Annotated in this window: 25 protein-coding genes; 14 read left to right on the forward strand and 11 right to left on the reverse strand. The window is 51.1% G+C overall.

Annotation, left to right across the window (positions count from 1 at the left end; genetic code table 11):
* Positions 1-83: 83 nt before the first annotated feature.
* The gene (locus J7J49_RS19320) at positions 84-1,661 is read left to right on the forward strand and encodes a sulfatase-like hydrolase/transferase (protein ID WP_251048413.1); all 1,578 of its coding nucleotides are present in this window, start codon (positions 84-86) and stop codon (positions 1,659-1,661) included.
* On the opposite strand, the gene waaF is transcribed toward J7J49_RS19320, so the two are convergent.
* Complete coding sequence (gene waaF / locus J7J49_RS19325; RefSeq protein WP_215094989.1) at positions 1,651-2,694, reverse strand: lipopolysaccharide heptosyltransferase II; 1,044 nt, start codon at positions 2,692-2,694, stop codon at positions 1,651-1,653. The two genes, J7J49_RS19320 and waaF, sit on opposite strands and share 11 nt — an antisense overlap.
* The gene (gene rfaD, locus J7J49_RS19330) at positions 2,687-3,643 is read right to left on the reverse strand and encodes an ADP-glyceromanno-heptose 6-epimerase (RefSeq protein ID WP_215094991.1); all 957 of its coding nucleotides are present in this window, start codon (positions 3,641-3,643) and stop codon (positions 2,687-2,689) included. Before rfaD ends, waaF begins: the two co-directional genes overlap by 8 nt.
* Positions 3,644-3,752: 109 nt before the next feature.
* On the opposite strand from rfaD, the gene glyQ reads away from it, so the two are divergent.
* The 3 genes from glyQ (at position 3,753) to gmhB (ending at position 7,525) form a co-directional block, all read left to right on the forward strand.
* Entirely contained in the window at positions 3,753-4,724 is a 972-nt protein-coding gene (gene glyQ, locus J7J49_RS19335; protein ID WP_064232427.1) for a glycine--tRNA ligase subunit alpha, read from the forward strand.
* Positions 4,724-6,790 carry a glycine--tRNA ligase subunit beta gene (glyS, locus tag J7J49_RS19340; protein ID WP_215094993.1) on the forward strand — a complete coding sequence of 689 codons (2,067 nt, stop codon included), beginning with the start codon at positions 4,724-4,726 and terminating at the stop codon, positions 6,788-6,790. The genes glyQ and glyS overlap by 1 nt, the downstream gene beginning before the upstream one ends.
* 186 nt (positions 6,791-6,976) lie before the next feature.
* Positions 6,977-7,525, forward strand: coding sequence for a D-glycero-beta-D-manno-heptose 1,7-bisphosphate 7-phosphatase (gene gmhB / locus J7J49_RS19345; RefSeq protein ID WP_215094995.1), 549 nt, complete (start codon positions 6,977-6,979; stop codon positions 7,523-7,525).
* 261 nt (positions 7,526-7,786) lie between these two features.
* Here gmhB and gyrB read toward each other — a convergent pair whose 3' ends face one another.
* From gyrB to dnaA, 4 genes are all read right to left on the reverse strand, one after another.
* A complete protein-coding gene (gyrB, locus tag J7J49_RS19350) occupies positions 7,787-10,207 on the reverse strand; it encodes a DNA topoisomerase (ATP-hydrolyzing) subunit B (protein WP_215094997.1) in 2,421 nt (806 codons plus the stop codon).
* 97 nt (positions 10,208-10,304) lie between these two features.
* The gene (gene recF / locus J7J49_RS19355) at positions 10,305-11,408 is read right to left on the reverse strand and encodes a DNA replication/repair protein RecF (protein ID WP_215094999.1); all 1,104 of its coding nucleotides are present in this window, start codon (positions 11,406-11,408) and stop codon (positions 10,305-10,307) included.
* Between the two features lie 125 nt (positions 11,409-11,533).
* Positions 11,534-12,637 (reverse strand): DNA polymerase III subunit beta, encoded by a 1,104-nt coding sequence (gene dnaN / locus J7J49_RS19360; protein WP_064232422.1) that lies wholly within the window; start codon positions 12,635-12,637, stop codon positions 11,534-11,536.
* Positions 12,638-12,697: 60 nt separating this feature from the next.
* Positions 12,698-14,164 (reverse strand): chromosomal replication initiator protein DnaA, encoded by a 1,467-nt coding sequence (dnaA, locus tag J7J49_RS19365; protein ID WP_035582418.1) that lies wholly within the window; start codon positions 14,162-14,164, stop codon positions 12,698-12,700.
* 533 nt (positions 14,165-14,697) lie between these two features.
* Here dnaA and rpmH point away from each other — a divergent pair.
* The 4 genes from rpmH (at position 14,698) to mnmE (ending at position 18,544) form a co-directional block, all read left to right on the forward strand.
* Positions 14,698-14,832 carry a 50S ribosomal protein L34 gene (gene rpmH / locus J7J49_RS19370; RefSeq protein ID WP_008959105.1) on the forward strand — a complete coding sequence of 45 codons (135 nt, stop codon included), beginning with the start codon at positions 14,698-14,700 and terminating at the stop codon, positions 14,830-14,832.
* Between the two features lie 13 nt (positions 14,833-14,845).
* A complete protein-coding gene (rnpA, locus tag J7J49_RS19375; protein WP_082906530.1) occupies positions 14,846-15,238 on the forward strand; it encodes a ribonuclease P protein component in 393 nt (130 codons plus the stop codon).
* 121 nt (positions 15,239-15,359) lie between these two features.
* Complete coding sequence (gene yidC, locus J7J49_RS19380; RefSeq protein WP_064232421.1) at positions 15,360-17,051, forward strand: membrane protein insertase YidC; 1,692 nt, start codon at positions 15,360-15,362, stop codon at positions 17,049-17,051.
* A gap of 122 nt (positions 17,052-17,173) precedes the next feature.
* On the forward strand, positions 17,174-18,544 hold the full coding sequence (gene mnmE / locus J7J49_RS19385; protein WP_215095001.1) for a tRNA uridine-5-carboxymethylaminomethyl(34) synthesis GTPase MnmE: 1,371 nt from the start codon (positions 17,174-17,176) through the stop codon (positions 18,542-18,544).
* A 19-nt stretch (positions 18,545-18,563) separates the two neighbouring features.
* Here mnmE and J7J49_RS19390 read toward each other — a convergent pair whose 3' ends face one another.
* From J7J49_RS19390 to rdgB, 4 genes are all read right to left on the reverse strand, one after another.
* Positions 18,564-19,409, reverse strand: a complete 846-nt coding sequence (locus tag J7J49_RS19390) for a 23S rRNA (adenine(2030)-N(6))-methyltransferase RlmJ (protein WP_215095003.1) — start codon at positions 19,407-19,409, stop codon at positions 18,564-18,566.
* An 89-nt stretch (positions 19,410-19,498) separates the two neighbouring features.
* A complete protein-coding gene (locus tag J7J49_RS19395; RefSeq protein WP_064232418.1) occupies positions 19,499-20,173 on the reverse strand; it encodes a YiaD family glycine zipper/OmpA-like lipoprotein in 675 nt (224 codons plus the stop codon).
* 55 nt (positions 20,174-20,228) lie between these two features.
* Positions 20,229-21,419 carry a radical SAM family heme chaperone HemW gene (gene hemW, locus J7J49_RS19400; protein ID WP_215095005.1) on the reverse strand — a complete coding sequence of 397 codons (1,191 nt, stop codon included), beginning with the start codon at positions 21,417-21,419 and terminating at the stop codon, positions 20,229-20,231.
* Complete coding sequence (gene rdgB, locus J7J49_RS19405) at positions 21,412-22,020, reverse strand: RdgB/HAM1 family non-canonical purine NTP pyrophosphatase (protein WP_064232416.1); 609 nt, start codon at positions 22,018-22,020, stop codon at positions 21,412-21,414. The genes hemW and rdgB overlap by 8 nt, the downstream gene beginning before the upstream one ends.
* A 282-nt stretch (positions 22,021-22,302) precedes the next feature.
* Here rdgB and J7J49_RS19410 point away from each other — a divergent pair, with 282 nt between their 5' ends.
* From J7J49_RS19410 to J7J49_RS19435, 6 genes are all read left to right on the forward strand, one after another.
* Positions 22,303-22,995, forward strand: a complete 693-nt coding sequence (locus tag J7J49_RS19410; RefSeq protein ID WP_064232415.1) for a response regulator transcription factor — start codon at positions 22,303-22,305, stop codon at positions 22,993-22,995.
* Between the two features lie 24 nt (positions 22,996-23,019).
* On the forward strand, positions 23,020-23,541 hold the full coding sequence (locus tag J7J49_RS19415; RefSeq protein WP_215095007.1) for a CsgE family curli-type amyloid fiber assembly protein: 522 nt from the start codon (positions 23,020-23,022) through the stop codon (positions 23,539-23,541).
* Entirely contained in the window at positions 23,541-23,957 is a 417-nt protein-coding gene (locus tag J7J49_RS19420; RefSeq protein WP_064232413.1) for a curli assembly protein CsgF, read from the forward strand. The genes J7J49_RS19415 and J7J49_RS19420 overlap by 1 nt, the downstream gene beginning before the upstream one ends.
* A gap of 60 nt (positions 23,958-24,017) precedes the next feature.
* The gene (locus J7J49_RS19425; protein ID WP_064232412.1) at positions 24,018-24,848 is read left to right on the forward strand and encodes a CsgG/HfaB family protein; all 831 of its coding nucleotides are present in this window, start codon (positions 24,018-24,020) and stop codon (positions 24,846-24,848) included.
* Positions 24,849-25,103: 255 nt separating this feature from the next.
* Positions 25,104-25,655, forward strand: a complete 552-nt coding sequence (locus J7J49_RS19430) for a hypothetical protein (RefSeq protein ID WP_215095009.1) — start codon at positions 25,104-25,106, stop codon at positions 25,653-25,655.
* Between the two features lie 59 nt (positions 25,656-25,714).
* Positions 25,715-26,476: a hypothetical protein gene (locus J7J49_RS19435; protein WP_215095011.1), complete on the forward strand. Its 762-nt coding sequence runs from the start codon at positions 25,715-25,717 to the stop codon at positions 26,474-26,476.
* A gap of 66 nt (positions 26,477-26,542) precedes the next feature.
* Here J7J49_RS19435 and J7J49_RS19440 read toward each other — a convergent pair whose 3' ends face one another.
* Positions 26,543-26,905, reverse strand: a complete 363-nt coding sequence (locus tag J7J49_RS19440) for a hypothetical protein (RefSeq protein WP_251048412.1) — start codon at positions 26,903-26,905, stop codon at positions 26,543-26,545.
* Positions 26,906-26,999 lie beyond the last annotated feature (94 nt).

Genomic DNA, 26,999 nt, shown 5'->3' on the forward strand with positions numbered 1-26,999 from the left:
CTTTGACTGCATTGGGTACCGCTAGGTTGGCCACCATTGCATTGACACTCATCGGCCTCTGCCTGGGTTATACCGTCACGGTAATGACCCGATTGCCCTGGTGGACGCTATTTTTTGTCGCCGCTGCATGGATTGGCGTGGGGCTTAAGCTACGCTGGGGTCGGCCTGCCAACGCTCGTTATCGAAAAATGTGGCCTTGGTCGCTGTTACCACTAAGCCTATGGGGCATTTACGTTTACCTTGCGGATAGCTTTGGCATTGTCGATCTAGGGGCGGTGTTTTTTCACCTCCAGGCAGGCATGGCCGAGCATGGTGGCGCAGGAAAAATGGTTATCGCGGTGCTGTATACGCTGATAATGATCGGCATACTGGCTGCCGTGACATGGCTAACACGCCACGATCAGCGCTGGCGGTTAGCCGAGCGCTTTTTTGCTATTTTGTTGCTAGCGAGTAACCCGTTGCTTTATGGCCTAGGTCAACGCAGCGCGTCAATAGTTACCGATGACGGTGCTTGGCTAGACCGCCGCTACAAGCCGCCCCCCACGGAGGAGCTAAGGGATGCCCCTAACTTACTCGTCCTGTATTTGGAAAGCATTGAGCGCACCTACGCCAACGAGCTATTTGGCGATGTCTACGCCGATCTCACTGCATTGGGTGAAAAAGGTGCTGTCTTTGAAGGCATACGCCAAATGGATAACACGGGCTGGACGATGGCCGGCATGATCGCCAGCCAGTGCGGGGTGCCATTAATGCCCGCAGGCCTCCTTCACGACAGTCAGTTTGCCCCCTTATCCAAGGTCGTTCCTGGCGTCGACTGCCTGGGTGACATCCTTGCTGCACAGGGCTACCAGCTAAGCTTTTTAGGTGGTGCCAGCACGCAGTTCGCGGGTAAAGGCCTGTTCTACCGTGGTCACCAATTCGATACCGTAAAAGGACGAGAAGAGTTAGAGCCCCTGCTAGAGGATCCTGAGTATGTGAATAGTTGGGGGCTGTACGACGACACGCTGTACGACATCACTACTGATGAAATCAGGCGCTTAGCTAGCCAAGATAGCGGCCCCTGGGGCGTGGTTAGCCTGAACTTGGCAGGCCATGCGCCCAATGGCTACCCCTCTCAGTCATGCATCGAAAAGCAGGGCGAATTTGATGGACAGGATATTCTCTACTCGGTGGAGTGTGCAGCATGGCTTGCCCGAGATTTGATTGAGCGTTTAGAGACCGAGGGCCTCCTCGACAATACGTTGGTGGTCATCCTTAGCGATCATCTAACAATGCGGGTTTCAGTGTGGGATCAACTGACCGCCTTAGACCGTGACAACACACTGATTATGCTGGGTAACGGGATTGAGCCCCAGCGTATTCGTCGCGACGCTACCATGCTAGATGTTTTTCCCACACTGTTAGATGCGCTGGGCTTTCGTTTGGAACGTGACCGCGCCGGATTGGGTACGTCACTTTTCAGCAATAACCGAACGCTAGTAGAGGCGCGTGGCATCGAAGTGCTGAATGAGCGCTTGCGTGAAGAGACGGCGCTTCAGCACCGCCTTTGGGAAGGTATCTCCCCTCAGCGGCGTGAGCCTGTTGAGTCTTCCCCCTCCTCTCAAGAACAAACCGTTGAGACGCCCGCTGATGTAGCGGATGAAGTTGACCTCATTCATTAGCAATCACGCCTTCCCAGTGATGAGATGCGTGAATTTGTTGATAGACCTGATCAACGCTGAGCTGATTAAGACAGTTGGTATGCTTCAACGGACAGGTACGCTGAAAGCAGGGAGAGCAGGAAAGGGCTAGATAGTGGATGACAGCGTTGTCGGTCAACGGCGGCGTATAAGCGGGCGACGAAGAGCCGTATAGCGCATGGATACGCACGCCTACCGCAGCGGCCACATGCATTAATCCCGAGTCATTTGTAACGACCTGACGACAATCCGCAAGCAGATCAACCGCATCGGCTAACTGGGTTTTACCGCACAGATTGTGGGCATGGGAAAGACCCTGAGTGATCTCCTCTCCCGCCGGATGATCCTTTGCCCCACCAAGTACGCGTACTTCAAAACCCTCTTCCACCAGCCGTTTGGCTAAGCTGTGAAAGTAACTAACCGGCCACTGTTTGGCAGGGCCGTACTCAGCACCCGGCATCAAGCCAATTGCCGTGCGCGACGACAGCGAGTGTGTTAGCCGTAGATTGACTAAATTATCGCGGTCAATCTGTAGTCTCGGTTTGGGCAGCGCAAAGTCACCGCTAGCGGCTTCTTCCAGGGGTAGGCCTAGCGAAACGAAGCGCTTTACCGTTTGATCCAGCACCTGCTTATCGAGTTTGCGACGCTCCTTAAGAAGCCCGTAGCGGTGTTCGCCTAAAAAGCCTATGCGTTCAGGAATGCGCGCCATAAAGGGCACTAGTGCAGCCTTCCAAGAACGGGGTAAAACAATAGCGCGGTCAAAACGGCCGCGCAGACGGTTGGCGAGCTCCCGGCGACTGGCCAGGCCAAATTCGCCGTGGCCCACTGCTAACGGCAGCACTTCATCTACTTCAGGCATGCGCTCTAAAATAGGCTGTGACCACTTTGGCGCAACCACGCCAATCGTCGCGTCTGGCTGGCGGGCTTTTAAGGTCATAAACAGGCTTTGCGCCATGACCATATCACCCACCCAGGAAGGGCCAATCACCAGCAAACGCTGTGCTGAGTTAGCCATTTAACCACCCCAAGTAGGCCTTCACCCCTTGAGCCACAGTTTTAAACTCCACATCGCAGCCACTCTCACGCAGGTTGCTAATGTCAGCACGGGTATAGCTCTGATAGCGCCCTTTCAATTCTTCTGGGAAGACAATGTAGTCAATTTCACCTTTACCGTAAAAGTCGATAACGGCCTCACCAATCGCTTTAAAGGGTTCCGCCCGGCCGGTGCCCAAGTTAAAAATACCGGATTGATCGGGATGATCCAAAAACCATAGGTTCACATCGACCACATCGCCGACATACACAAAGTCGCGGCTCTGCATACCGGCTTCAAAGCCGTCGTAGGCGCCAAACAGCTTGAGCGTTTCGCCGTTACGTATTTGCAGATGATTGTGATAGGCCACGCTAGCCATCTTGCCCTTGTGCTGTTCGCGCGGACCATAGACATTAAAGTAGCGAAACCCCACCACCTGCGTGGTTAACTCACTCCACCGTGCGCGTACGTGTTGATCAAACAGCAGTTTTGAGTAGCCGTATACGTTAAGCGGTTTTTCACACTCGGGCACCTCTTTAAACACCTCGCTGCCGCCATAGGTGGCGGCTGACGAGGCATAAAAGAAAGGAATACCCTGCTGCTCGCAGTAATTAAGCAGCACTTTGGAGTACTCAAAGTTATTTTCCATCATGTAGTGGCCATCCCACTCGGTGGTATCCGAACAGGCGCCCTCGTGGAAAATCGCGTCTATCTTGGGTAGGTCAACGCTCTCGCCTGCCAGGGCAGCTTTTACTCTAACGAGGAAATCGTCCTTGTCGAGATAGTCCGCCAGCGTGCAGTCAGCCAAATTGACGAACTTGGTGCCATCGCGTAAATCGTCGACCACCATCACATCGTTTCGTCCACGGGCGTTTAGTGCTTTAACTAAGTTGGCGCCGATAAAACCGGCACCGCCTGTTACCACAATCATACTGTTCTCCTTACCTAAAGCGGCTTGTTGGCATACTTGCCTATAACCCATCTGCCTAGGATTGTATACTTGACGCCTTATGAATTCATGGCCAACGGTGCTTTCCGCGATGAGTGTCTCGACAAACCAATCGACACCCGATGTGTCGACCTTTCAAGGCTTGATCCTTGCTCTGCAGCAGTACTGGGCAGAACAGGGCTGTGTCATCCTTCAGCCGCTCGATATGGAAGTCGGCGCGGGCACTTTCCACCCCGCTACTTTCCTGCGGGCGATTGGCCCCGAAACCTGGAATGCTGCCTATGTACAGCCTTCCCGCCGTCCTACTGACGGCCGCTATGGCGAAAACCCTAACCGCCTTCAGCACTACTACCAGTTCCAGGTAGTTATGAAGCCGTCGCCGAGCAACCTACAGGATCTCTATCTGGGCTCGCTCAAGCGTCTTGGTCTTGATCCGCTGGTTCACGATGTCCGCTTTGTCGAAGATAACTGGGAATCCCCTACCCTAGGCGCTTGGGGCCTGGGCTGGGAAATCTGGTTAAACGGCATGGAAGTCACCCAGTTTACCTACTTCCAGCAGGCAGGTGGCATCGAATGCTACCCAGTCACCGGCGAACTGACCTATGGGCTTGAGCGTATTGCCATGTACCTGCAGGACGTCGACAGCGTTTATGACCTCGTTTGGGCCATTGCCCCCGACGGTAGCAAAGTGACTTACGGCGATGTTTACCTGCAAAACGAGCGCGAACAGTCCGCCTACAATTTTGAGCACGCCGATGTCGACCAGCTGTTTGCTAACTTTGACCATCAGGAACAAGAGTGCGGCAAACTGCTTGCCGCCAGCCTGCCGCTGCCAGCCTACGAGCAAGTTCTGAAGGCTTCCCACACCTTCAACTTGTTAGACGCCCGCCACGCTATTTCGGTCACCGAGCGTCAGCGTTTTATTTTACGCGTTCGCACCATGGCGCGAGATGTGGCGACTGCTTACTTTGATTCGCGTAAGGCCGAAGGATTCCCCATGGCGCCAGAAACGCTTCGCCGAGAACTGTTACAAGAGCTACTCGCCGATCAGGGAGACGACTAATGGCTGTTAATACGCTTTTACTAGAACTGGGTGCTGAAGAGCTGCCACCCACGGCCCTCGATGCGCTTTCCGATGCGTTCGCAGCAGGCATCGAAAAAGGCCTGCGAGACGCCGACGTGCCCTTCGCCAGCGTTAGTGCTTTTGCAACCCCACGACGGTTAGCAGTGCAAGTCAGCGAGCTTGCCGACAAACAGCCCGACCGGGATGTTGAACGCCGGGGGCCAGCGCTCGCAGCCGCCTTTAAAGAAGGTGTGGCCACTAAAGCGGCGGAAGGCTTTGCCCGCTCCTGCGGGGTGAGCGTCGACGAGCTAATTCATTTAGAAACCGATAAAGGCACCTGGCTAGGTTTTCGTGAACAGCAGCAAGGGGAGTCTATTCAAGCATTGCTGCCCGAGATCATCCGCAAATCTATCAGCACCCTCCCTGTGCCCAAAAACATGCGCTGGGGCGCTTCCCGGGTTGAGTTTTCACGTCCGGTTCACTGGTTGGTGGCACTTTACGGTAGCGATGTAGTAGCCGCTGAGGCCCTTGGTTTAGAGGCCAGCTGCACCACCTACGGTCACCGATTCCACGCCCCTGATGCTATCCAGCTGGCCCACGCCGACGAGTATGTGGCTGCCCTTGAAAATGCCTATGTGTTGGTGGATCGGGAGCAACGGCGCGAACGCATCCGTGAACAGGTCTTAGCAGAGGCTGAAGTCCAGGAGGCCAATGCAGTCATCGACGAGGCCCTTCTGGTAGAAGTGAGCGGCTTGGTTGAATGGCCGGTCGCCCTGACCGGTAGCTTTGATGAGCGCTTTCTGGAAGTGCCCGCCGAGTGTTTGATCTCCTCAATGAAGGCTAACCAGAAATATTTTCACCTGCTGGACGACGCAGGCAAGCTGAAACCGCTGTTTATCACCATCGCCAATATCGACAGCGCTGACCCTGACCAAGTCATTGCCGGGAATGAAAAAGTCATTCGTCCACGCTTGGCCGATGCAGCGTTTTTCTACGACACCGACCGCAAGCGCACATTGGCATCGCGAATTCCTCAGTTAGAAAGCGTTGTGTTCCAACAGCAATTGGGCACCCTGGCTGATAAAGCACGCCGTAGCACGGTGATTGCGACCTTTATTGCTGAGCAGATCAACGGCGATGTGGCCCATGCCCAGCGCGCCGTAGCGCTTGCCAAATGTGACCTTGTAACGGAGATGGTTCTCGAATTCCCTGAGCTACAGGGCATTATGGGACGCTACTACGCAGAGCAGGATGGCGAACCAGCAGAAGTTGCCCAAGCGCTTGAAGAGCAGTACCTACCGCGCTTTGCTACCGATGCTATTCCCCAAAGCGCCACAGGCAAGGCATTGGCCCTGGCTGATCGCCTGGATACGCTGGTCGGAATTTTCGGGATTGGCCAGCGCCCTACCGGCGCAAAAGATCCTTTTGCTCTTCGTCGAGCCTCGATTGGTGTGCTTAACATCTTGGTTAAGGGCGAATTGAATCTGGACCTGCGTGAGCTGCTCACAGTTGCCGCAGAACAGCATAAGGGCCTACCTAATGCCGATGGGCTGGTTGAGGATGTGCTGACCTATATGCTTGATCGTTTCCGCGCCTGGGGCCAGGATGAAGGCATCAGCGCTGAAATGTACCTTGCCGTGCGAGCACGCCCGGTGACTAACCCGCTCGACTTCGCTCGCCGCCTGCGCGCAGTGAAAGCCTTTGCACAGCGTGACGAAGCCGCAGCGCTGGCAGCGGCTAACAAGCGCGTTTCAAATATTCTAAGCAAGCAGGCGCATGACAGCAGCACACCTGTCGACCAAGGCTTGCTGCAGGAAGATGCCGAACGGGCTCTTTTGGATGCTGTAACAGATTGCCAGACGAAGGTGTCACCGCTATTTGCTGCAGGTGACTATCAGCAGGCACTCGACGTACTTGCAACACTTCGCGATCCCGTGGATGCCTTTTTTGACCGAGTGATGGTGATGGCAGACGACCCGGCTATTCAGCATAATCGTTTGGCGCTTCTTGCAAGCCTTCAAGCGCTGTTTTTAGAAGTCGCCGATATATCACTGCTCCCTCAGTAATCGTCGAATAATTGTTTGTAACCCAAGCCCAGCCCTAATCGGTTGGGCTTTTTTGTTTGGGAGCGGAGCACGTGTTGCTAGGAGCATATGTTTCACGTGAAACATCTTTTTGCTAGATCGAGTATAAGATAGTCGTAAAACTAAGGGGCAGTATGCATCGCCAACAACCGTAACAATAGGAACTCTATGCTAAGTGCCGAGAAACTTATCATTCTTGATCGAGACGGTGTCATCAACCATGACTCCGATGATTACATCAAATCCCTCGATGAGTGGGTGCCCTACCCTTCCTCAATCACGGCGATTGCCCGACTCACACACGCAGGATACTCCATTGCCATCGCAACGAATCAATCGGGTATTGCGCGTGGCTATTATGATGAAGCAACGCTCCATGCCATGCATGAACACTTAATAGCATTGGTAGAAGCGGAAGGCGGGCATATTGAACATATCGCTTACTGCCCCCATGGGCCAAATGATGGGTGCCAATGCCGTAAACCATTACCGGGTATGCTGCGACAGATCAAACAGATTCTGATGCTAGGGGGTTTAGCGGGGAGTTGGATGGTCGGTGATAGCCTACGAGATCTAGAGGCAGGCGAAGTAATGGGATGCAATACTGTTTTGGTTAGAACCGGAAAAGGGGCAAAAACGCAACAAAAAGGCGTGGGTCTTGAGAAGACCAAGATCTTCGATGATCTCGCACACTTTGTTGACTGGCTAATTGAATAGCTAATTGAGAAGTGAATTGATAAGCGAAATGGGAGGCTAAGCGGTATTAAACAGAGTCTCAGATCGCTCTACTTTGTTCGAGAATGGTCGGCTGAGAAAAACTTCCCTGCCACAACGACTCTTCATACTATTTATCTAGCATTGAAAAAGCGTCGCTATGGAATCCATCCACAGCGACGCTTTTATAAGTGACACTAAATCATCTTGAGGCATGGCTCGTTAACATGTTTCACGTGAAACATGTTAACGAAGGCCATCAACCTACACGTCTAAATTCGCCACCAGCGCATTGGTTTCAATAAACTCACGGCGGGGTTCAACGTCGTCACCCATCAAGGTGTTGAACATCATATCGGCACCCACGGCATCTTCGATAGTCACTCGTAGCATGCGGCGGCTATCGGGATCCATGGTGGTGTCCCAAAGCTGATCCGGGTTCATTTCCCCCAGACCTTTATAGCGCTGCACGGACAGCCCTCGTTGGCCTTCTTGCATTAGCCATGCAAGCACTTCCGAGAAGTGCGATACAGGCTTCTGACGCTCGCCACGGGCAATAAAGGCGCCCTCCTCCAGGAAACCATCCAGGGTTTCACCCAGCTCGGCAATGCCCCGATAGTCGGCACTTTCAAAGAAGTCGAGTCCCCACGTGTACTCAGTCGTTACACCGTGAGCAACCAGCGACACAGTAGGTAAGAACAGACCACGCTCAGTATCTTCTTGAAGATGGAAGTGATAGCGCGGCCCGCCTTCATAAGCCACCATATCGTCCATAATCTTCTGCAGCTCAGCTATCCAGTTCTCCATGGTAACGCGATCTTTCAAGCTCTCCTCGCCTTTGAGCGCAGAGGCATGAATGATTTGTTTAAGTACTTCATTGGGATAAACCCGCGACAGACGATCAATCCGCTTCATCACGTTGCGGTACTGATTCACCAACGTTTCGAGCTGTGAGCCAGAAATACCCGGTGCATTAGCATTCACGTGTAGACCCGCACCATCTAGAGCAGTCGTGGTTAAGTAATCGACCATCGCCTGCTCGTCTTTCAGATAGAGCTCCTGCTTACCGCGTTTGATTTTATACAACGGCGGCTGAGCGATGAAGATATGGCCACGCTCAATCAGTTCCGGCATTTGACGGAAGAAGAACGTCAGCAGCAACGTACGAATATGCGAGCCGTCGACATCCGCATCGGTCATGATAATAACCGAGTGATAACGCAATTTATCAGGGTTAAACTCTTCACGACCAATACCGCAGCCTAAGGCTGTGATTAGCGTGCCCACCTCTGCAGAGGAGAGCATCTTATCGAAGCGCGCTTTTTCGACGTTCAGGATTTTACCTTTGAGCGGTAAAATAGCCTGAGTGCGACGGTCACGCCCCTGTTTGGCACTGCCACCCGCGGAGTCACCCTCCACCAGGTATAATTCAGATCGGCTTGGGTCTTTTTCCTGACAGTCCGCGAGTTTGCCGGGCAGACCGGCAATATCCAACGCGCCTTTGCGGCGGGTCATATCGCGCGCTTTACGAGCGGCCTCACGGGCACGCGCAGCATCCAACATCTTATTAACGATTGCTTTAGCTTCGTTTGGCTTTTCAACAAGATATTCGGAAAACAAGCGGCTCATTTCCTGCTCAACCGCGGTTTTCACTTCACTGGAGACCAGCTTGTCCTTGGTTTGAGACGAAAACTTAGGATCCGGCACCTTGACTGAAATAATCGCCGTCAGGCCTTCGCGGGCATCATCACCCGTCGTATTGACCTTGGCTTTTTTGAGCAGGTTTTCAGCTTCAATATAATTATTGAGCGTGCGGGTCAGCCCGGCACGAAAACCAGCCAAGTGAGCGCCACCATCTCGCTGCGGAATATTATTGGTGTAACAAAAAATATTTTCAGTGAAGGCTTCGCTCCACTGCATAGCCACCTCTACTTCAACGCCATCGTCACGCACAGCGTTAAAGTGGAATACGGGGTTAATCACACTCTTATTAGTATTCAGGTGGTCAACAAAGGCGCGCAAACCGCCTTCATAGTGGAACAGCTCCTCTTTTCCACTGCGTTCATCCAGCAATCGAATGGCCACGCCAGAATTCAAAAAGGAGAGTTCTCGCAGCCGCTTGGCTAAGATATCAAAATGGAATTCAATATTGCCAAAGGTTTCCGGAGAAGGACGGAAGTGAACGCGGGTACCGCTTTTTTCGGTTTTGCCCACAACACCCAGTGGTGCCTGGGGAACACCGTGGCGATACATTTGTTCAAACACTTCACCCTGGCGCCAAATCGTTAAGCGCAGTTCAGCGGAAAGCGCATTGACAACAGAAACACCAACACCATGCAAGCCACCGGAAACTTTGTAGGAGTTATCGTCGAATTTACCGCCTGCGTGCAGAACCGTCATGATAACTTCAGCAGCGGAAACCCCCTCCCCTTCATGAAGCTCGGTGGGTACGCCACGGCCGTTATCGCTCACGGTGACTGACTCATCTGGGTGGATGACAACGCGAATTTCGCTGCAATGCCCCGCCAATGCCTCGTCGATGGAGTTATCCACCAATTCGAAGACCATGTGGTGCAGCCCAGTACCGTCGTCGGTGTCACCAATATACATACCTGGTCGCTTACGCACCGCGTCCAGTCCCTTGAGCACCTTAATGCTTGATGAATCGTAAGCCTGCTCGCTCATTGACCACTCCGTCGTGAAGTCTGTCTCATCCCGTATCGTCTATCCTTCCTGCGCTAATTTAACCGGCTAGAGCTGATGTCATTTTAACTAATCAGCTCTAGTTAGTTGGCTCTAGATGGCTGAGACCCTGTTCGGTATGTTTCACGTGAAACATCTTAACTGAAGTCTCAGACCGCCAAGTACTCCTCAACGCGGAAGGTTCGACACTGGTAATAAATGCTTGGCACTGCATATCTTCGAGTAAACCACAAAACTGGTGACGATTATGCTCGTCAAGCTCCGCCGGCAAATCATCGATAAGGTAAATACAGTGCCGCTGTGCTGTTCTTTCCAGAAACCGGCCTTGGGCGAGCTTTAAAGCACTCACCACTAACTTTTGCTGGCCTCTGGAAAGTACTTCTACCGCAGGCTGCTTGTTTATCCTAATACGTAAATCAGCGCGCTGTGGGCCTTGCTGAGTGAAACCCATCTGTTGATCCGTTAGCCGGTTATCATGTAACACCGACGCAAGCGATCGCTCTTTATCCCAGCCTCTGGCGTAATTCAGCGACAAACCCGGTAAAGGCAGTAACACTTTAAGCGTCTCTTCAAACACGGGCAGAAAGTCACTAAACCAAGCGCGACGCAATGTATCAATCTGTTCGCCCCAAGTGGCGAGCTCCTGCTCCCACACCGCCATTTCTTGAGGTTGTATTCTACCACGCCTGAGCAGTGCATTCCGATGTTTCAACGCACGTCGGGAGCGTTTCCAGATGACTAAAAAGTCATGTTTCACGTGAAACACCCCCCAGTCGAGAAACTCACGGCGACCAGCTGGAGATCCTTCGAGCAATCGGAAAGCATCTGGATTAATTAACTGTAGCGGCATCGCCTCTACTAACTCCGCCAGACGAGCATTTTTATCACCCTTTAAACGAAGCTCCAGCTCCCGCTGAGCACGTAACCGGCGCACACCCAGGGTAACCTCAGGCTCACCGCTTAAACGCCCGTAAAGCGTCATATGGGGCTCATCCGTCTGAATCGCGTTCTTAAGTTGGCGCGTTCGGAAAGAGCGCCCCATGCCTAGAATATGTACTCCTTCCAACAGACTGGTTTTTCCACTGCCATTAGCACCGCTAATCACATTGATGCGGGAAGAAGGGATCATCTCAACAGGCTGAAGATTGCGTAAAGCGTGGAAATTAAGCAGTGTCAGGCTCATCCGATTATCACCACTTAAAAAATCCTCGAAAAGGGAGTATTCCAAACGTGTTGCGGCGCTTCTGCTACCAGAAGCGCCGCTTAACCTAGCTGTTTATATATTTGCTATGCCGCAGGCATAAACGTTTACAGGCGCATTGGCATAACGACATAGAGTGCATCACCACTGCCTGGCTCTTCAAGCAGTGCACTACTATTAGGGTCGGCTAGGGTAATCTGCACACGTTCTTCATTAAGCACTGTCAGAACATCCACCAAGTAGCCTACGTTAAAACCGACCTCCATTGCCCCCCCGTTGTACTCAACGGCGATATTTTCCTCGGCTTCTTCTTGCTCGGGGTTGTTAGCCATCACTTTAAGGTTGTTCTCCTCAAGATAGAGGCGCACACCGCGGTACTTTTCGTTGGAGAGGATGGCAGTACGTGAAAGCACTTGGCGCAGTGCTGCGCGCTCAGCAAGCAATACTTTATCGCCATTGCGGGGCACAACACGCTCATAGTCGGGAAATTTACCGTCGATTAACTTAGAGGTGAAGGTAAAATCCCCTGTATGGGCGCGCACATGGCTGGAGCCGAGCGTTAGGCTGACAGGCTCATCGCTATCGTCTAACAGGCGCGACAGCTCTAAAATACCCTTACGCGGCACAATCAGCTTTTGAGCTTGGCTGACGGTGACCTCAATTGGGCGTGAGCACATCGCCAAGCGGTGGCCATCCGTTGCTACTGTGCGCAACAGGTTGCTTTGAATTTCCAGCAGCATACCATTGAGGTAATAACGAACATCCTGCTGCGCCATGGCAAACGAGGTGGCTTCAATCAAATGCTTTAGCGTACCGCGGGGTACGCTAATCTCCTGGCTACCGTCTGCATCTTCGATATTGGGAAATTCAGCAACAGGGAGAGTCGACAGAGTAAATCGTGAACGACCACTACGAAGTACCGCGCGGCCCTCTTCAACGGCTAGTTGAATGTCAGACTGATCGGGTAATGATTTACAAATATCCATCAGCTTACGTGCAGGCACTGTCGCGGAACCCGCCTGGTCGACTTGACTGGCCACGGTACGACCAACGAGCTCGACTTCTAAGTCAGTGCCAGTGAGCGACACTTGGTCACCCTCTACTTGAATCAGCACATTAGAAAGCACTGGCAACGTTTGGCGACGCTCAACGACACCAGCGACCAGAGTCAGCGGACGTAGCAGCGCCTCTCGGGAAATCGAAAATTTCATCAATACTCCGGTTCTATATCCTGAAAGACCTGCGTATGACAGGCCCGACCCATGGGATGATTAACTGGTTAACAGGCGCAATAGATTCTTGTAATCCTCACGAATATCCGCGCTCTCTTCCTGCAATGATTTCACTTTCCGGCAAGCGTGCAACACCGTTGTGTGGTCACGGCCGCCAAAGGCATCGCCAATCTCAGGCAAGCTGTGATTGGTTAGCTCCTTAGCAAGCGCCATCGCCACCTGACGAGGGCGGGCCACTGAACGTGAACGCCGTTTAGAAAGCAGATCCGCCACCTTAATCTTGTAATATTCAGCAACTGTACGCTGAATATTATCTACCCCTACCTGTTTGTCTTGAAGCGCTAGAAGATCTTTCAGAGACTCTCGTATAAAGTCCTGAGTAATCGTTTTACCCATGAAGTGAGAATCAGCGATGACTTTTTTCAATGCCCCTTCCAATTCGCGCACGTTGGAGCGGATTTTTTGCGCAATAAAGAAAGCCGCATCATGAGGCAAATCGACCTTAGCTTGGTCAGCCTTTTTCATCAAGATAGCCACGCGGGTTTCAAGCTCCGGTGGTTCAATCGCTACCGTGAGCCCCCAACCAAAGCGTGATTTTAGGCGCTCCTCTACACCACTGATCTCTTTAGGATAGCGATCAGAAGTGAGGATCATTTGCTGCCCACCTTCCAAAAGTGCGTTGAAGGTATGAAAAAATTCTTCTTGCGAGCGCTCTTTTCCAGCAAAAAACTGAATATCATCAATAAGTAACGCATCAACACTGCGGTAAAAGCGTTTAAAATCATTAATCGCATTAAGCTGAAGCGCCTTGACCATATCGGCCACAAACCGCTCTGAGTGTAGGTATACAACTCGGGCATTTTCACGCCGGGTTGCCAATGCGTTCCCCACAGCATGCATTAAGTGGGTTTTACCCAAACCTACGCCGCCGTATAAAAACAAGGGGTTATAAGCGCCACCAGGATTTTCAGACACCTGGCGGGAGGCCGCGCGAGCTAATTGGTTCGATTTACCTTCTACGAACGTATCAAAAGTAAAATTAGGATTAAGGCCGCTGCCATGTTTCAGGCTGCCCTCTACCTGTACCTGACGCTCATTATTTCGCCGGCTCGGTGCTTCATCACGCAGCCTATCAATTTCACGCTCATCGGCAATATCGCCGCGTGGCGGCGTGTGTACAGCAGGTGACGCCGGTCGAGACGGTGAAGCGGATACAGGGTTACCTAAATCACGATGCTGAGGGGCCTGAGTTGCCAAGCGGCGACTACCTACCGTCAGGCTTACTTTTGGCGGTTTGGCCGGTGCGAGTTCACGCATCAGCTCACTAATCCGCTTGGCATACTTATCGCTCACCCAATCGCGCACAAAGCGATTCGGCGCCAATAAGCGCAGCTCGTTGGACTCTCCTTCTTCTGCCTGCAGCGGGCGTATCCAGGTATTGAACTGTTGTGAATTCAGCTCATCCTGCAGGTTGTCCAGGCACTGTTGCCAAAGCGTCAGTGACACTCATCTCACCATCGGTTGAAAACGGCCGACCATTGTAGCGCCCAAAGCCTCGGTTATCCACACGGGTTTAGCCTTCAATATTGACCTGTGGACAACTTGCAATGAGCCTATGGGAAAACCTTGTGGATCGGTGGGGACAACCGTTAAAAATGCGCCTTATGCAATGGTTAGTCACATCTAGCCAACACCTTGTGGACTGCTTATACGGGACTTACACACAGATTTTTTATTATTATAGGTTATTGAAAGATAAGAATAATAAACGCTTATCCACAAATAGTATCCCCACTATTAATAACAACAGGTTTAGAATTACCTATTAGTAATAATAGTGACATTATTAATGGCTACTCTCACCGCATCAAGCACGCTGGCTGAGGCGTGATAACGCTTTTATGCAAGGAAAAATTGCACCCAGCAGAGGAAGTCTCTACAATTTCCGGTCTTGAATTGAATCTCCCCGGCTAGTTCCTCACTGGACCGGGCTTTTTGGAATTCACTTTCCGTCCTAAACCACGTGGGAATAACGAGTTATGAAACGCACTTTTCAACCTAGCGTTCTCAAGCGCAAGCGCGCGCATGGCTTCCGTGCTCGTATGGCAACCAAAAACGGTCGCGCCGTCCTCGCACGTCGCCGTGCCAAGGGCCGCAAGCGTCTGAGCGCCTGATCTCAGATTGCGTGTGCCGCAGCAAGGCTTTCCCCGGCAATTACGGTTACTAAATGCTGGGGATTTTAGTCACGTGTTTGAGCAAGCCGACCTGAAAGTACATGGCAAAGGTATGATGGCGTTAGTCCGCTTGAGTACTCGGGGACATCCCCGCCTTGGACTGGTGGTCAGCAAAAAGAATGTTAAACGCGCCGTAGATCGCAACCGTTTCAAGCGTCTGGTTAGAGAATCCGTTCGCCTTCGTCAAGATCACCTCCCCTCTGTGGATATAGTGGTGCTTGCACGACGTGGTGTTCAGGATATCGATAACGAAACCTTGCATCGCCAGTTACACGGCATGTGGAAGCGACTTCAGCGTGACGCACAGGCGATGATCGCAGTACCAACGCCTAAGCGTGACACGTGACCTTTGGTGCACCCCTCGCCGCTCGACCTCGGCCTGCCAACTGGCAGGCTTTCGTGTGTCAAGAGTCGAGTAAATAACACTGCGCCATTAGCATGTTCACCACCCAGCGGGCAGAACCCTCATGGACGTAAAACGACTTTTATTACTGATTCCACTAGCCGTACTGGCGTATTTGCTAGTCGTCCAGTGGAATCAGGATTACGGGCAGCCGAATTATGATTCAGTGCCTGAAACAACTCAACGCAGCAATGCGCCGCCTCCCAGCAATGTTGAAGATGGCGAAGGTGGCTTAGCGGTTCCCAGCACATCTACGCAGCAGCAAAGCGCGGTAGGTGAAGGTATCCCTGATACCGAAAGCGAGACATCAAGCCGCGATTTCATTGCCGTGACCACCGATGTCCTCGATGTGCGTATTGATCCACATGGTGGCGATATAGTTTATGCCGCGTTACCGCAGCACAAACTATCCCTTGATTCAGACCGTAACTATGTCCTGTTATCCGATAACAGCAGCCGTAGCTACGTGGCTCGATCAGGTCTCCAACTTGATGGACAAGCGAGCCGTATCGCGTTCACGCCTGAAAACTCTGAGTATCGTTTAGGTGATAACGATGACGAGCTAAGCGTTAATCTAACCGCCGACGTTAACGGCGTTGAGGTCATTAAACGGCTTACCTTTGAACGTGGCAGCTACGCGGTCAACGTCAATTACTACCTTGCCAATAATACCGATGCACCCGTTAGTGCGCGCTTTATTGGCCAGTTGGCCCGCGACAATAGCCCTGACCCGTCTAGCGGTGTCTCTATGGGTATGAACTCCTATTTGGGCGCCGCTTATTCAACGCCGGATGCACGCTACGAGAAGATCGACTTTGACGATATTCAAAGCCGTAACTTTGAAAACCGTGAAGCCCAGGGTGGCTGGATAGCGATTATTCAGCATTACTTTGTATCGGCATGGGCACCTCAACAGGATCAACAGAATCTTTACTACGTCACCACAGACTCCAGTGACCGTAACGTCGTTGCCTTTGCGGGCCCTACCAGCACCGTTGCCGCCGATAGTGAAGCGACACTGGGCGCTACCCTTTATATGGGGCCAAAGGTTCAAGATTACCTAGAGCAGGTTGCTCCCAATCTGCGCTTAACCGTTGATTACGGCTGGCTATGGTTTATTGCTAACCCGCTGTTCTGGCTACTGGATCATATCCACGAAATCGTCGGCAACTGGGGTTGGTCGATTGTTCTATTAACCGTACTGGTTAAGACGGTGCTTTTCCCGCTTTCCGCCAAAGCGTACAAGTCCATGGGTCGGATGCGTAAACTTGGCCCGGAAATGCAGCGCCTGAAAGAGATGTATGGCGACGACCGGCAAAAAATGTCGCAAGAGATGATGAAGTTCTACCAGAAGGAGAAAATTAATCCGCTGGGGGGCTGTCTTCCCATTGTGATCCAAATGCCCGTTTTCATCGCGCTCTACTGGATGTTGCTGGAGTCGGTTGAACTACGCCACGCTCCGTTTATCTTCTGGATTCAGGATTTGTCGGTGAAGGATCCGTACTTCATTCTGCCAATTCTGATGGGCATTTCGATGTTCGTTCAGCAGATGTTAAACCCGACTCCGCCAGACCCGATGCAGGCGAAGATTATGAAGATGTTACCTATCATCTTTACCTTCTTCTTCCTGTGGTTCCCGGCCGGTCTGGTTATCTACTGGGTGGTCAACAACATCATTTCGGTGGCGCAGCAATATTACATTACGCGCAAAATCGAAAATGACCCAAGTATCGGCAAGGGCATGAAAACAAAATAGCCCGCCGTTTTAATTAGCGCCTTCAGACCCCCGCCTCGAGCGGGGGTCTGGCGTTTTAAGGCCGAAAAATTCACACTAGGTCGATCAGTTTCGTTACCTGCCAATTCAAAAAGAGATTCACCATGGCCGAACGCCTCTATACACCTGACACCATTGCGGCACTGGCGACCCCCCCTGGGCGCGGTGGCGTGGGTATTATCCGCGTTTCAGGCCCCGCCTGCCGCGAGATCGCTGAAGCCATGGTTGGGCATTGCCCTACTCCACGATTCGCTCACTACGGCCCCTTCCAAGGCGCTGAGGGCAGCATCGATGAAGGTATCGCGCTGTTCTTTAATGGCCCTCACTCATTTACCGGTGAGGACGTCCTGGAATTCCAGGGGCACGGTGGCCCGATTATCATGGATATGCTGTTGGAGCGCTGTGTGGCCTTGGGTGCCCGCTTAGCGCGGCCGGGGGAGTTTTCTGAGCGGGCGTTTTTGAACGATAAGCTCGACCTGGCCCAGGCAGAAGCTATTGCAGATCTCATCGATGCCACTTCTCGTTCGGCGGCAGAAAACGCTGTGCGCTCGCTACAGGGCGAGTTCTCAAAGCACATATCTGCCTTGGTCACTCGGCTTATAGAGCTACGCGTCTACGTGGAAGCGGCTATCGATTTCCCCGAAGAGGAGATCGACTTTCTAGCCGACGGCCATGTTGCCCAGCATTTAAGCAGCGTCCAGCAGGCGCTGAGTGACGTACGCCAAGCGGCAGGCCAAGGAGCACTGCTGCGCGAAGGGATGAGCGTCGTCATCGCCGGGCGTCCCAATGCGGGTAAGTCGAGCTTGCTGAATGCCCTCACGGAGCAGGATACCGCCATTGTGACGGATATTGCGGGCACCACCCGGGACGTACTCCGCGAGCATATCCATATTGACGGAATGCCGCTGCATATCATCGATACCGCTGGTCTACGCGATACCCCCGATGCGGTTGAGAAAATTGGTGTCGCTCGTGCTTGGGCCGAGATAGAGAAAGCCGACCGGGTGCTGCTACTGGTTGATGCCAGCACCACCGAATCGACTGACCCTATGGCCATCTGGCCAGAGTTCGTTGCTCGCTTGCCTGACCAGGCGCGTTTAACTCTGGTGCGTAATAAAATAGATACCAGTGCCGAACCGGCGGGTATTGATTTATCCACAACCACGCCTACCGTCAGGCTCTCGGCAAAAACCGGTACGGGTGTGGATAACTTAAAGGCTCATCTGAAGGATGTGATGGGCTTTGCCGCCACCACTGAGGGTCGCTTCTCCGCCCGCCGACGGCATCTGGACGCGCTAGATCGCGCCATGGCAGCCCTTGATACCGGCCGTGCACAGCTTGATGGCTATGGCGCAGGCGAACTGCTGGCGGAGGATTTGCGCGATGCCCAACAGGCCTTAGGCGAGATCACCGGCGAATTCAGCGCCGATGACTTACTCGGCGAAATTTTCGGCAGTTTTTGTATCGGCAAATAGAGCGACTTCCTTACAACGACTACTCACCCACCCACCAGTCCGCCTGATAGTGGCAGTTAGTACCTAGCAGCGGGGTAATTTGCGACATCGCGGCTGACAGGCGTTTGTCCAATCCCCAAGGCGGATTAATCACCAGCATACCACTACCGAACATGCCGTGAGCCTGCTCTCCAGGTTCGCGCAGCAGCAGCTCGCTGCGCCATACTTTGCGTATTCCGCTCTCTTTGAGACTCGTCAATAGGGTGTGATGATGGCCTGCTGGCAGCAGCGGATACCAAATCAATACCACTCCATGGCGCGCTTTATCTAGCGTATAGGCCACTGTCTCGGCGACTTCCTGGTACTCGGTTTTACGCTCATAGCTGGGGTCAATCAGAACACATAGCCGTGGCGATTTGACCGGCAGCATGGCCGTTAATCCAGCTATTCCATCGCCGAACACGCGCTGTGCGTGTGGCGATAACCCTTGGCCGCTGAGCTGCTCATGCTCGCCAGGATGTAGTTCAAACAATCGCAGATGATCCTGTTCACGCAACGAATGGCTCAGCCACCAAGGAGAGCCTGGATAGTGAGTCAGCGTCTCTGCCATGGGCTGAGCATTTGCTAGCGCGACTTGCCACGTGCTTAGTAGCTCATCGCTAAACCCTTCGCGGGCTTGCCACACTGGCCATATACCCTCGCGATACTCTTGCAAGCGCTGGGTCTCTTGGGCGTTGAGAGGATAGAGCCCTCGACCCGCGTGAGTATCGACATATGTAATAGCTGATTCTTTACGTAATAAATAATCAATCACCGCATAAAGCGTTAGATGTTTATGTACATCCGCGAAATTACCGGCATGGTAGGCATGTTGATAAGACAGCATGGAGGCTCATCGGCAAGTGAATGAAAAAAGCCCGCTATGTGAGCATAGCGGGCTTGGGGCGGCAATAGCCAGATTAACTCACTAGCGGATTAACGTTGGCCATCGCCGGTGGGTGTTAGGGTAATTTCTACCCGACGGTTCTGAGCGCGACCCTGTTCGTTGTCATTACTGGCAATTGGCTGAGTCGCGCCATAACCCGAGGTGTTAAGACGCATGGAAGAAACACCGTTCTGGCTTAAGTAACTACCCACGGCTTGGGCGCGACGCTCAGACAGGCGCTGGTTGTAGCTCGCGTCACCGGTGCTATCGGTGTGGCCTGCAATATTGACGCGGGTGTCTTGGTACTGGGTGAGTACATTAGCGACTTCGTTAAGAGAGCTACGCGCTTCACTGGTAAGATCTGCAGAGTCAAAACCAAAGGTCACGCCACTAGGCATATTCAGCACGATATCATCGCCACGGCGATCAATTTCAATGCGCGAGCCTTGCAAGTTTTCACGCAGCTGCTGCTCTTGGCGATCCATGTAGACACCAATACCAGCGCCCGCCGCCGCACCGACGGCTGCGCCAATTAACGCCCGATCGCGGCGGCTGGTGCTGCCATCGCCAGAAAGGGCACCAGCAGCGGCGCCAACGGCGGCACCAATCCCTGTCCCCATCGCGGTACTAGAGCGCTGCGTTTGGCCACCGTAAGGATCCGATGTGGCACAACCAGCCAGTAGAATAGCGGCCGCTAGCGGTGTCAGTAGTCGAGAAATACGCATTGCTCACTCCTTGTTTGTGTTCGGGACATCTTTTTATTCATCGCTGGTCTCTCACCTAAGCGCTATCGTCACAGATTGATGCCAGCAACTCATTCAAGAATAATAGACCTTGAGGTGATGCACGGAGTTTTTCAGGCATTTGCATCAAAAGTCCTTTTTTCTCGGCAGTTTGTAAACGCGTCAGTAACATAGCAGTGGGGAGCCCGGTATAAGCGCTCCATGTCTCAAGCGCCACCCCATCAGTAAGCCGTAGCGCATTCATGGCAAACTCCAAAGGTAACTCATCCGCTTTTATAAGCTGCTTACCGGCTATAAAACCACGCAAATCACCCGCTCGCTTTAAATAAGCGTCCGGCTGCCGGGTTTTCCAGCGCCGCTCGATGCGCCATTGCCCGTTTTCGTCAATATGGCTAAGCTTGGCGTGGGCACCAGCGCCAATTCCAAGGTAATCACCAAATTGCCAGTAGTTAAGGTTATGGCGACTCTGATAGTCAACCCTAGCGTAAGCAGAAATCTCGTAGCGTCTAAAACCCGCCTGCTCTAAGAGCTGATGTCCATTGTCTTGAATATCCCAAAGCGCTTCTTCCTCTGGCAACACCGGAGGCTGGGAGTGGAAAGCGGTATTAGGCTCAAGAGTCAACTGGTACCAAGAGAGATGTTCAGGCGTCAATGCCAGCGCTTGGGCAATATCATCCATCGCCAATTGAGGCGTTTGGTCGGGCAAACCGTGCATAAGATCAATATTAATGTTGGTAAAGCCCGCCCGTCTTGCCTGTGCGACCGCAGTGATCGCTTCGTCACCGCTATGAATTCGCCCCAATGCATGCAGTTGATGGGGCTGAAAACTTTGAATCCCCAGCGAGAGCCGGTTAATGCCGGCAGCACGGTAACCAATGAAACGCTCTTGCTCAGTGGTACCTGGATTCGCCTCTAAGGTAATTTCTATATCCGTCGCAAAGGGTAAACGGGCTTCAATCGCTTCCAGTAAGCGATCATAAAACGCGGGAGACAGCAGGCTAGGAGTGCCCCCACCGATAAAAATGGTCTGAATTTTTCGCCCGGCTGCTAAGGCAAGGTCTCCGTCCAGGTCTTGTAACAGAGCCTCAAGATAAGCGGCTTCAGGTAAGTCCCGGGGCGTGAAACCGTGCGTCCCTGGCTCATGAGAATTAAAATCACAGTACGGGCATTTACGGACACACCAAGGTGTGTGGATGTAGAGAGAGAGCGGCGGCAGCGTATCAGCCATGCGCCACCTTCAATAACTCCACCAAGCCTTGCAGCGCACGACCACGATGGCTAAGGCGATTTTTACTTTCGCTGGGTAGCTCAGCCACGCTCATACCCTGATCAGGTAACCAGAACAGCGGATCATAGCCAAATCCTCCCTCTCCTCTGGGATGAGCCAGAATCTCGCCTTCCCAACTGCGTTGCACAATGACCGGTACCGGATCTTTCGGGTGGCGCAAATAGACCAGCACGCACCAGTAACGGCCACTACGTTGCCCCTCAGCACAGTCGCTTAGTGCGGCTAACAACGTCTGATTGTTTTTCTCATCGCTTTTGGGCTCACCACCATACCGAGCGGAATAGATACCGGGCGCCCCATTCAGCGCGTCCACTTCAAGTCCGGAATCGTCAGCTAATGCCGGTAATCCACTGACAAGACTCGCTTCACGCGCTTTAAGTAGAGCATTTTCGACGAAGGTTAGCCCCGTCTCTTCAACATCAGTGACACCAAAATCTGCCTGAGGACGCACATCGAACCCTAAAGGCGAAAGTAATTGGTTGAATTCTCTTAGTTTTCCTGCATTGCCACTGGCAAGAACAAGGGTATTGACGGCGGCCATGATACGCACTCCAAACAGTAGAGCTTCAGTTTACGCGCTCACTGGTGGTATCAAAAGCCATCAAAATGTTACATAACGTATCTCGCGCTCTGATAATTAATTTATTGCTTAACTAACAATAAGCATTTGTTAAATATATAAATAAAAAATTAAAAACAGAGGAATCAACGGCAGTGGAAATATTTTTACCAAATATTTAATAACAAAACTTTACGAAACGTATCTTATGGTCAACACTTCAATGGTCAGCTGCTCACTCTTTCTTTCCACGAGGGCCACCCAATGTCGCAGGAAAAGTCTATCGGTACGGTGTATGTGGTTACCGAAAAAAGTCCCCAAGTACAGCTGTTTGCTGAGTACTTGAATAAGCACACCGGCTGCCAAATAAGTATCCATCCTCCCCATGCAGCGTTGCCTGTTTCCGCCTCAGGCAACTTGCTAATTCTCATTGACAGCGATCATATTGGCATTGATGCACTACCAGAGTGGCAAGATAAGTTACCCGATGCGCTAACTAAAACGCCCTTAGCCGCCTTCAACATTCACGATATGGATCACGCCCTTGAAGCGCTCTCGTGCGCTCAGTTAAAAGGCGTGTTTTATCGCAATGAAAGCCTTGAGGTGATTTGTAAAGGTATCCACTCGCTGCTCGAAGGAGAGCTATGGATGTCAAGAGATTTAATGGCGCGTTTAATCCTGTTTTATCGCAAATACCAAAGTAATGCTTTCCGTCCCGCCTGTGGACTAACAAACCGGGAGATGGAGATTATTTCTCTACTCAGTGCAGGCTCTTCTAATCAACAAATTGCCGAAAAGCTATTTGTTAGTGAGCACACCGTTAAGTCTCACCTTTACAATATTTTTCGCAAAATTAACGTTCACAACCGTATTCAGGCGCTTAATTGGATTCATCAGAACCTGGGGCCAATTCTGCCCAATATTGAAACCGCACGCAGCCTGCAACGCCACCGGTAACGTTAAAGCGCAAGGGTCGCTGTCATGTCATCAATTAACCGCTTAACCATCGGCTTTTTCATCGTGGCTGTATGGATCATATCGTCTTCAGCGTTGGCCAATGAGCCGGCCGACGCTGCAGATGCATTGCCTGCCAACGAACAAGAAGCAATTAACGCTATTAATCAGCTTTCTAGCCCTGATGGTCCTGAAATGCGCGGCAACGCTAACGGGGGAAGCGAGCTAACCGGCATCATGGTTGATCGCACGATCACCATGGCCGGTAAAACTTTCTATCGCGCCTTTAGTCAGCGAGCAATGGATAACCTGATTATCGGCAATGCCACTATCACCATTAATGAGCGCCCTGATGCACGATGGGGAAGCCAAGTATGGGTGATGGAAGGAAACCGTATGTATTTCCGTACGCAGCTTTCCCCAAAGATCAATGAAGCAGATCGTGCCGCCGGGGAAGCCGTGCAAACCGTCGAAAGAGCCCTGATTGAACAACAACTATCCGCAGCGGTGTCTTCCGATAAAGACTTGGGGAAAGAGGAGTTATTCTAATGAAAAAAGCTATAAAAAAAGGCTTAGTCGTAATTGGGTTGGCCTGGGTGCTCTGCGCAACAGCTCAAGCTGGGGATTTAATTTACAAGCCCCTTAATCCTTCTTTCGGCGGCGATCCCTTTGTGGGTAGCTATTTACTAGGCAAAGCGCAGGCTCAAGATACAAATAAAGATCCTAATACACGTAGTTTTCAAAGTCTTTCTTCAACTGAACGCTTATTACAAAACTTGGAGAGCAGGCTTATTTCCCAGCTGATTTCAGACGTTAGTCGCGGTGAGGTTAGTGAGGGAAGTTTCGATAGTGATGAGTTCGGGGTCGTTGTTAGTGATAATAGTGGCCAGCTAGTCGTACGCGTTGTTGATAAGATAACCGGTGACGTTACAGAGATCAGCGTGGGTGGCCTATTTAACCCTTAAAAGTTAGTTAAAGAAGAAATTTAAAAAAGCAAACACAACCTGTTTTGTCAGGGGAACATCATGAAAATTATTATATCAATAATGCTAGCCAGTATACTCTCTGGCTGTGCAGGAATGGTCGCGACGTCTGAAAACTTAGAAGGTGCGCAACCAACGCTCACTCCAAGGGGCGCAACTTATCAAGACCTCGTCTCTTTACCGCCACCGGCTGGACGCATTTTTGTTTCAGTTTATGACTTCCGCGATCAAACTGGCCAATATCGCCCGGCGCCCGCCAGCACGTTCTCGACCGCTGTCACTCAAGGTGCCGCAGCAATGCTGACCGGTGCACTGGCAGATTCTGGCTGGTTTATACCCCTTGAGCGTGTGGGTTTACAAAACCTGCTTACCGAGAGACGCATTATCCGCGCTGAGTTCGAACGCTTCGGCCAGCCCGATACACTGCCGTCACTTCGTGCAGCCTCAGTGATGTTGGAAGGCGGCATAATCGCTTATGAATCCAACGTTCGCACAGGGGGAGCTGGCGCTGAATATTTCGGTATTGGCGCCTCAGGTCAGTACCAGGTTGATCAGGTAACCGTCAATTTACGTGCGGTTGAGATATCTACCGGGGAGGTATTAGCTAACGTAACCACTACAAAAACAATTTACTCTAAAGAGATGCGAGCAGGAGTCTATCGTTTCATCGACTTCCGTCGCTTACTAGAGGCTGAAGTAGGACTTACCACGAATGAACCGGTTCAGTTAGCGGTCATGTCAGCGATTGAATCTTCTGTAATTCACCTCATTGCAAGAGGTATTGAAAACCAACTGTGGAATCTGGCACCAGATGCAAACATTCAAGATACTATTTTAAGCGAATACCTTAACGCCTCGATACCAATGCTTTAAATTTACTTTTATAAAAAAATTAAAAGTATTAGCAACATTAATTAAAGCTGCTCAATGAGCAGCTTTTTTATTCATAATAAATAATAGTATTAAAAATATAGTTAATAAGAAATCAAAAAAATAATCAGCTATGAAGCATTAATCATTAAATATATAAACTAATTATTAAGAAAAAATACGATAGAAAATATTTCTAATTAGTCCAAACTCAACCAATGAAACAAAAAGATACAATTAGTTTCAAAGGGACAAGAGATGCAAACTTCACTCGGCTACAAAATTACAAAGTGTAAAGAAAATAAAAACTGGCACTATTCTATTGTGGCAGTCGTTTTTATGATGATAGCAACAACGACAGCCGAAGCTAACGGTTCCTTTTCAACAAATTTAGAAGAAGGTTCACGAGTTGCTCAATATGCAGCACAAGTCGATAACTCGGTATTACAGGGAAACGTTAGTATTATTCAACAACAAGGTTATAACAATCAAGCTAATGTAACCCAATCACGTTCTTCACGTTATCAATTCGCTAATTTTTCGCATATCAATCAACGTGGCAATAATAATCAAGCAAATATTACACAGAGCAATGGAAACAATGTTGGCGTAATTTGGCAGGTAGGTAATGATAACGCTGCCAATATTTCACAACAGGGTAACAATTCTTCCTTTAGAGCTGATATCCACCAATTAGGTATTAGCGGAGATATATCAATTTCACAATCGGGCAGTGGCCAACGCAGCATTAGCGTCGAACAACAAAACTACTCGGGCAATGCACGACCGGTCGCTATCGATACCTACTGAGTCGCATCCAGCTTCTCAGTTAATACCAAAGCAAGTAGATCCAAAAAAGGGTAAACACCATGAAAACTCAAATCACTACTATCGCTGCCGCCATCGCTCTTGCTCTTAGCTTCTCAGCTCAAGCTCGCGACTACCAAGATTCTACTATCAACAACAGTGCTAACGCAGGATCGAACCCAACTTTTAATAGCCAAGAAAGCATTCGCTCAGGGATGAACGGATTTAATCGAGCCGATATGCGTACTTCATTAATTACTCAGCAAGGTAATAATAATAATGCTGAAACTGATCAGTATGGAGATGCACAGTATTCTCGTGTAACTCAAAAAGGAAATGACAATACTTCCTATGTATTCCAAAGCGGCAATGAGCATGAGTCTATCGTTAAGCAAATAGGCGATGCCAACAAATCGAAGGTAATACAGCAAGGTGGGGAGCGTAATGATTCTTATGTTCACCAAAATGGACATGGCAACGAGTCTACCGTTGCTCAGTTTTGGAACACTAGCCTGAGCGATTCTATCGTTGAGCAGTTCGGCGATAATAACTCATCCGACGTCTATCAGGCATATAACACCGATGAAACTTGGAGCTTTGTTCATCAAAATGGCAATAATAATGAAGCAAAAGTCATCCAGATTGCAGCGGATCTAAGTGCTTCCTACATTTACCAGGGTGGCGATGGCCATATGGCAGATGTATTTCAAAGTGGCCGTAACAACGTATCAACTATCCGTCAAAACCATACTTACGGTGCAGCAGCAGCAGCCACTCATTCTCAAGTGGGGAACAACAACTCCGCTATTTCCACACAGTGGTAAGCACCTCTTAATATAAGTAACCGCCCTACGGGGCGGTTTTTTTATCGCTTAAATGGAAGCTAGACATTAACGAATCATCAGCGTCAATGTACCTCCCGCCCCCTGAGTCGATGAACGCGACCGGTTACTGCCTTTTTGAATATCCACCTCTAGCCGTTCATCATCACTTAACAGTTTTACCGTGCCTTCCAGCTCTGTACCGGTAAAAGTGTACTCAGCAGGTACTGTCCCGCTCTCTTCAACGTGCTCGGTGGTTTCACCTTCGTGGGTAATCCGCCAGTGGGCGGAAAACTCGGCGCCCGGCGAACCGCTCATAGTGATGTGGATCTGGGTCATATCCTGCTCCTGAGGCGACTGTGCAGCCAGCGGGGAGCAGGTTAGCAGCCCCGCTGCGCAGATCATGTATCGCCAAGCCGTTGATCGTGTCATGAGTGTAGCTCTCTAACATAAGAGCCGCTCAAGGTGAGCGGCTCTTGTAGTATAGCGGGCTTTTAGTTACTTGCAGCGCGCGCTCAATAACTAA

This window comes from Halomonas sp. ISL-56 (genome assembly GCF_018612805.1).
In the GTDB taxonomy this organism is placed as follows: Bacteria; Pseudomonadota; Gammaproteobacteria; order Pseudomonadales; family Halomonadaceae; genus Vreelandella.

Coding starts and splice junctions, on each gene's coding strand:
- J7J49_RS19420 (WP_064232413.1), top strand. CDS start 23,541: ATGAAAAAAGCTATAAAAAAAGGCTTAGTCGTAATTGGGTTGGCCTGG.
- glyQ (WP_064232427.1), top strand. CDS start 3,753: ATGAGTGTCTCGACAAACCAATCGACACCCGATGTGTCGACCTTTCAA.
- waaF (WP_215094989.1), bottom strand. CDS start 2,694: ATGGCTAACTCAGCACAGCGTTTGCTGGTGATTGGCCCTTCCTGGGTG.
- gmhB (WP_215094995.1), top strand. CDS start 6,977: ATGCTAAGTGCCGAGAAACTTATCATTCTTGATCGAGACGGTGTCATC.
- mnmE (WP_215095001.1), top strand. CDS start 17,174: ATGGCCGAACGCCTCTATACACCTGACACCATTGCGGCACTGGCGACC.
- gyrB (WP_215094997.1), bottom strand. CDS start 10,207: ATGAGCGAGCAGGCTTACGATTCATCAAGCATTAAGGTGCTCAAGGGA.
- rdgB (WP_064232416.1), bottom strand. CDS start 22,020: ATGGCCGCCGTCAATACCCTTGTTCTTGCCAGTGGCAATGCAGGAAAA.
- rpmH (WP_008959105.1), top strand. CDS start 14,698: ATGAAACGCACTTTTCAACCTAGCGTTCTCAAGCGCAAGCGCGCGCAT.
- J7J49_RS19395 (WP_064232418.1), bottom strand. CDS start 20,173: ATGCGTATTTCTCGACTACTGACACCGCTAGCGGCCGCTATTCTACTG.
- recF (WP_215094999.1), bottom strand. CDS start 11,408: ATGAGCCTGACACTGCTTAATTTCCACGCTTTACGCAATCTTCAGCCT.
- J7J49_RS19430 (WP_215095009.1), top strand. CDS start 25,104: ATGCAAACTTCACTCGGCTACAAAATTACAAAGTGTAAAGAAAATAAA.
- hemW (WP_215095005.1), bottom strand. CDS start 21,419: ATGGCTGATACGCTGCCGCCGCTCTCTCTCTACATCCACACACCTTGG.
- yidC (WP_064232421.1), top strand. CDS start 15,360: ATGGACGTAAAACGACTTTTATTACTGATTCCACTAGCCGTACTGGCG.
- J7J49_RS19415 (WP_215095007.1), top strand. CDS start 23,020: ATGTCATCAATTAACCGCTTAACCATCGGCTTTTTCATCGTGGCTGTA.
- J7J49_RS19425 (WP_064232412.1), top strand. CDS start 24,018: ATGAAAATTATTATATCAATAATGCTAGCCAGTATACTCTCTGGCTGT.
- glyS (WP_215094993.1), top strand. CDS start 4,724: ATGGCTGTTAATACGCTTTTACTAGAACTGGGTGCTGAAGAGCTGCCA.
- J7J49_RS19435 (WP_215095011.1), top strand. CDS start 25,715: ATGAAAACTCAAATCACTACTATCGCTGCCGCCATCGCTCTTGCTCTT.
- J7J49_RS19390 (WP_215095003.1), bottom strand. CDS start 19,409: ATGCTGTCTTATCAACATGCCTACCATGCCGGTAATTTCGCGGATGTA.
- J7J49_RS19440 (WP_251048412.1), bottom strand. CDS start 26,905: ATGACACGATCAACGGCTTGGCGATACATGATCTGCGCAGCGGGGCTG.
- J7J49_RS19410 (WP_064232415.1), top strand. CDS start 22,303: ATGTCGCAGGAAAAGTCTATCGGTACGGTGTATGTGGTTACCGAAAAA.
- dnaN (WP_064232422.1), bottom strand. CDS start 12,637: ATGAAATTTTCGATTTCCCGAGAGGCGCTGCTACGTCCGCTGACTCTG.
- J7J49_RS19320 (WP_251048413.1), top strand. CDS start 84: ATGACCCGATTGCCCTGGTGGACGCTATTTTTTGTCGCCGCTGCATGG.
- rfaD (WP_215094991.1), bottom strand. CDS start 3,643: ATGATTGTGGTAACAGGCGGTGCCGGTTTTATCGGCGCCAACTTAGTT.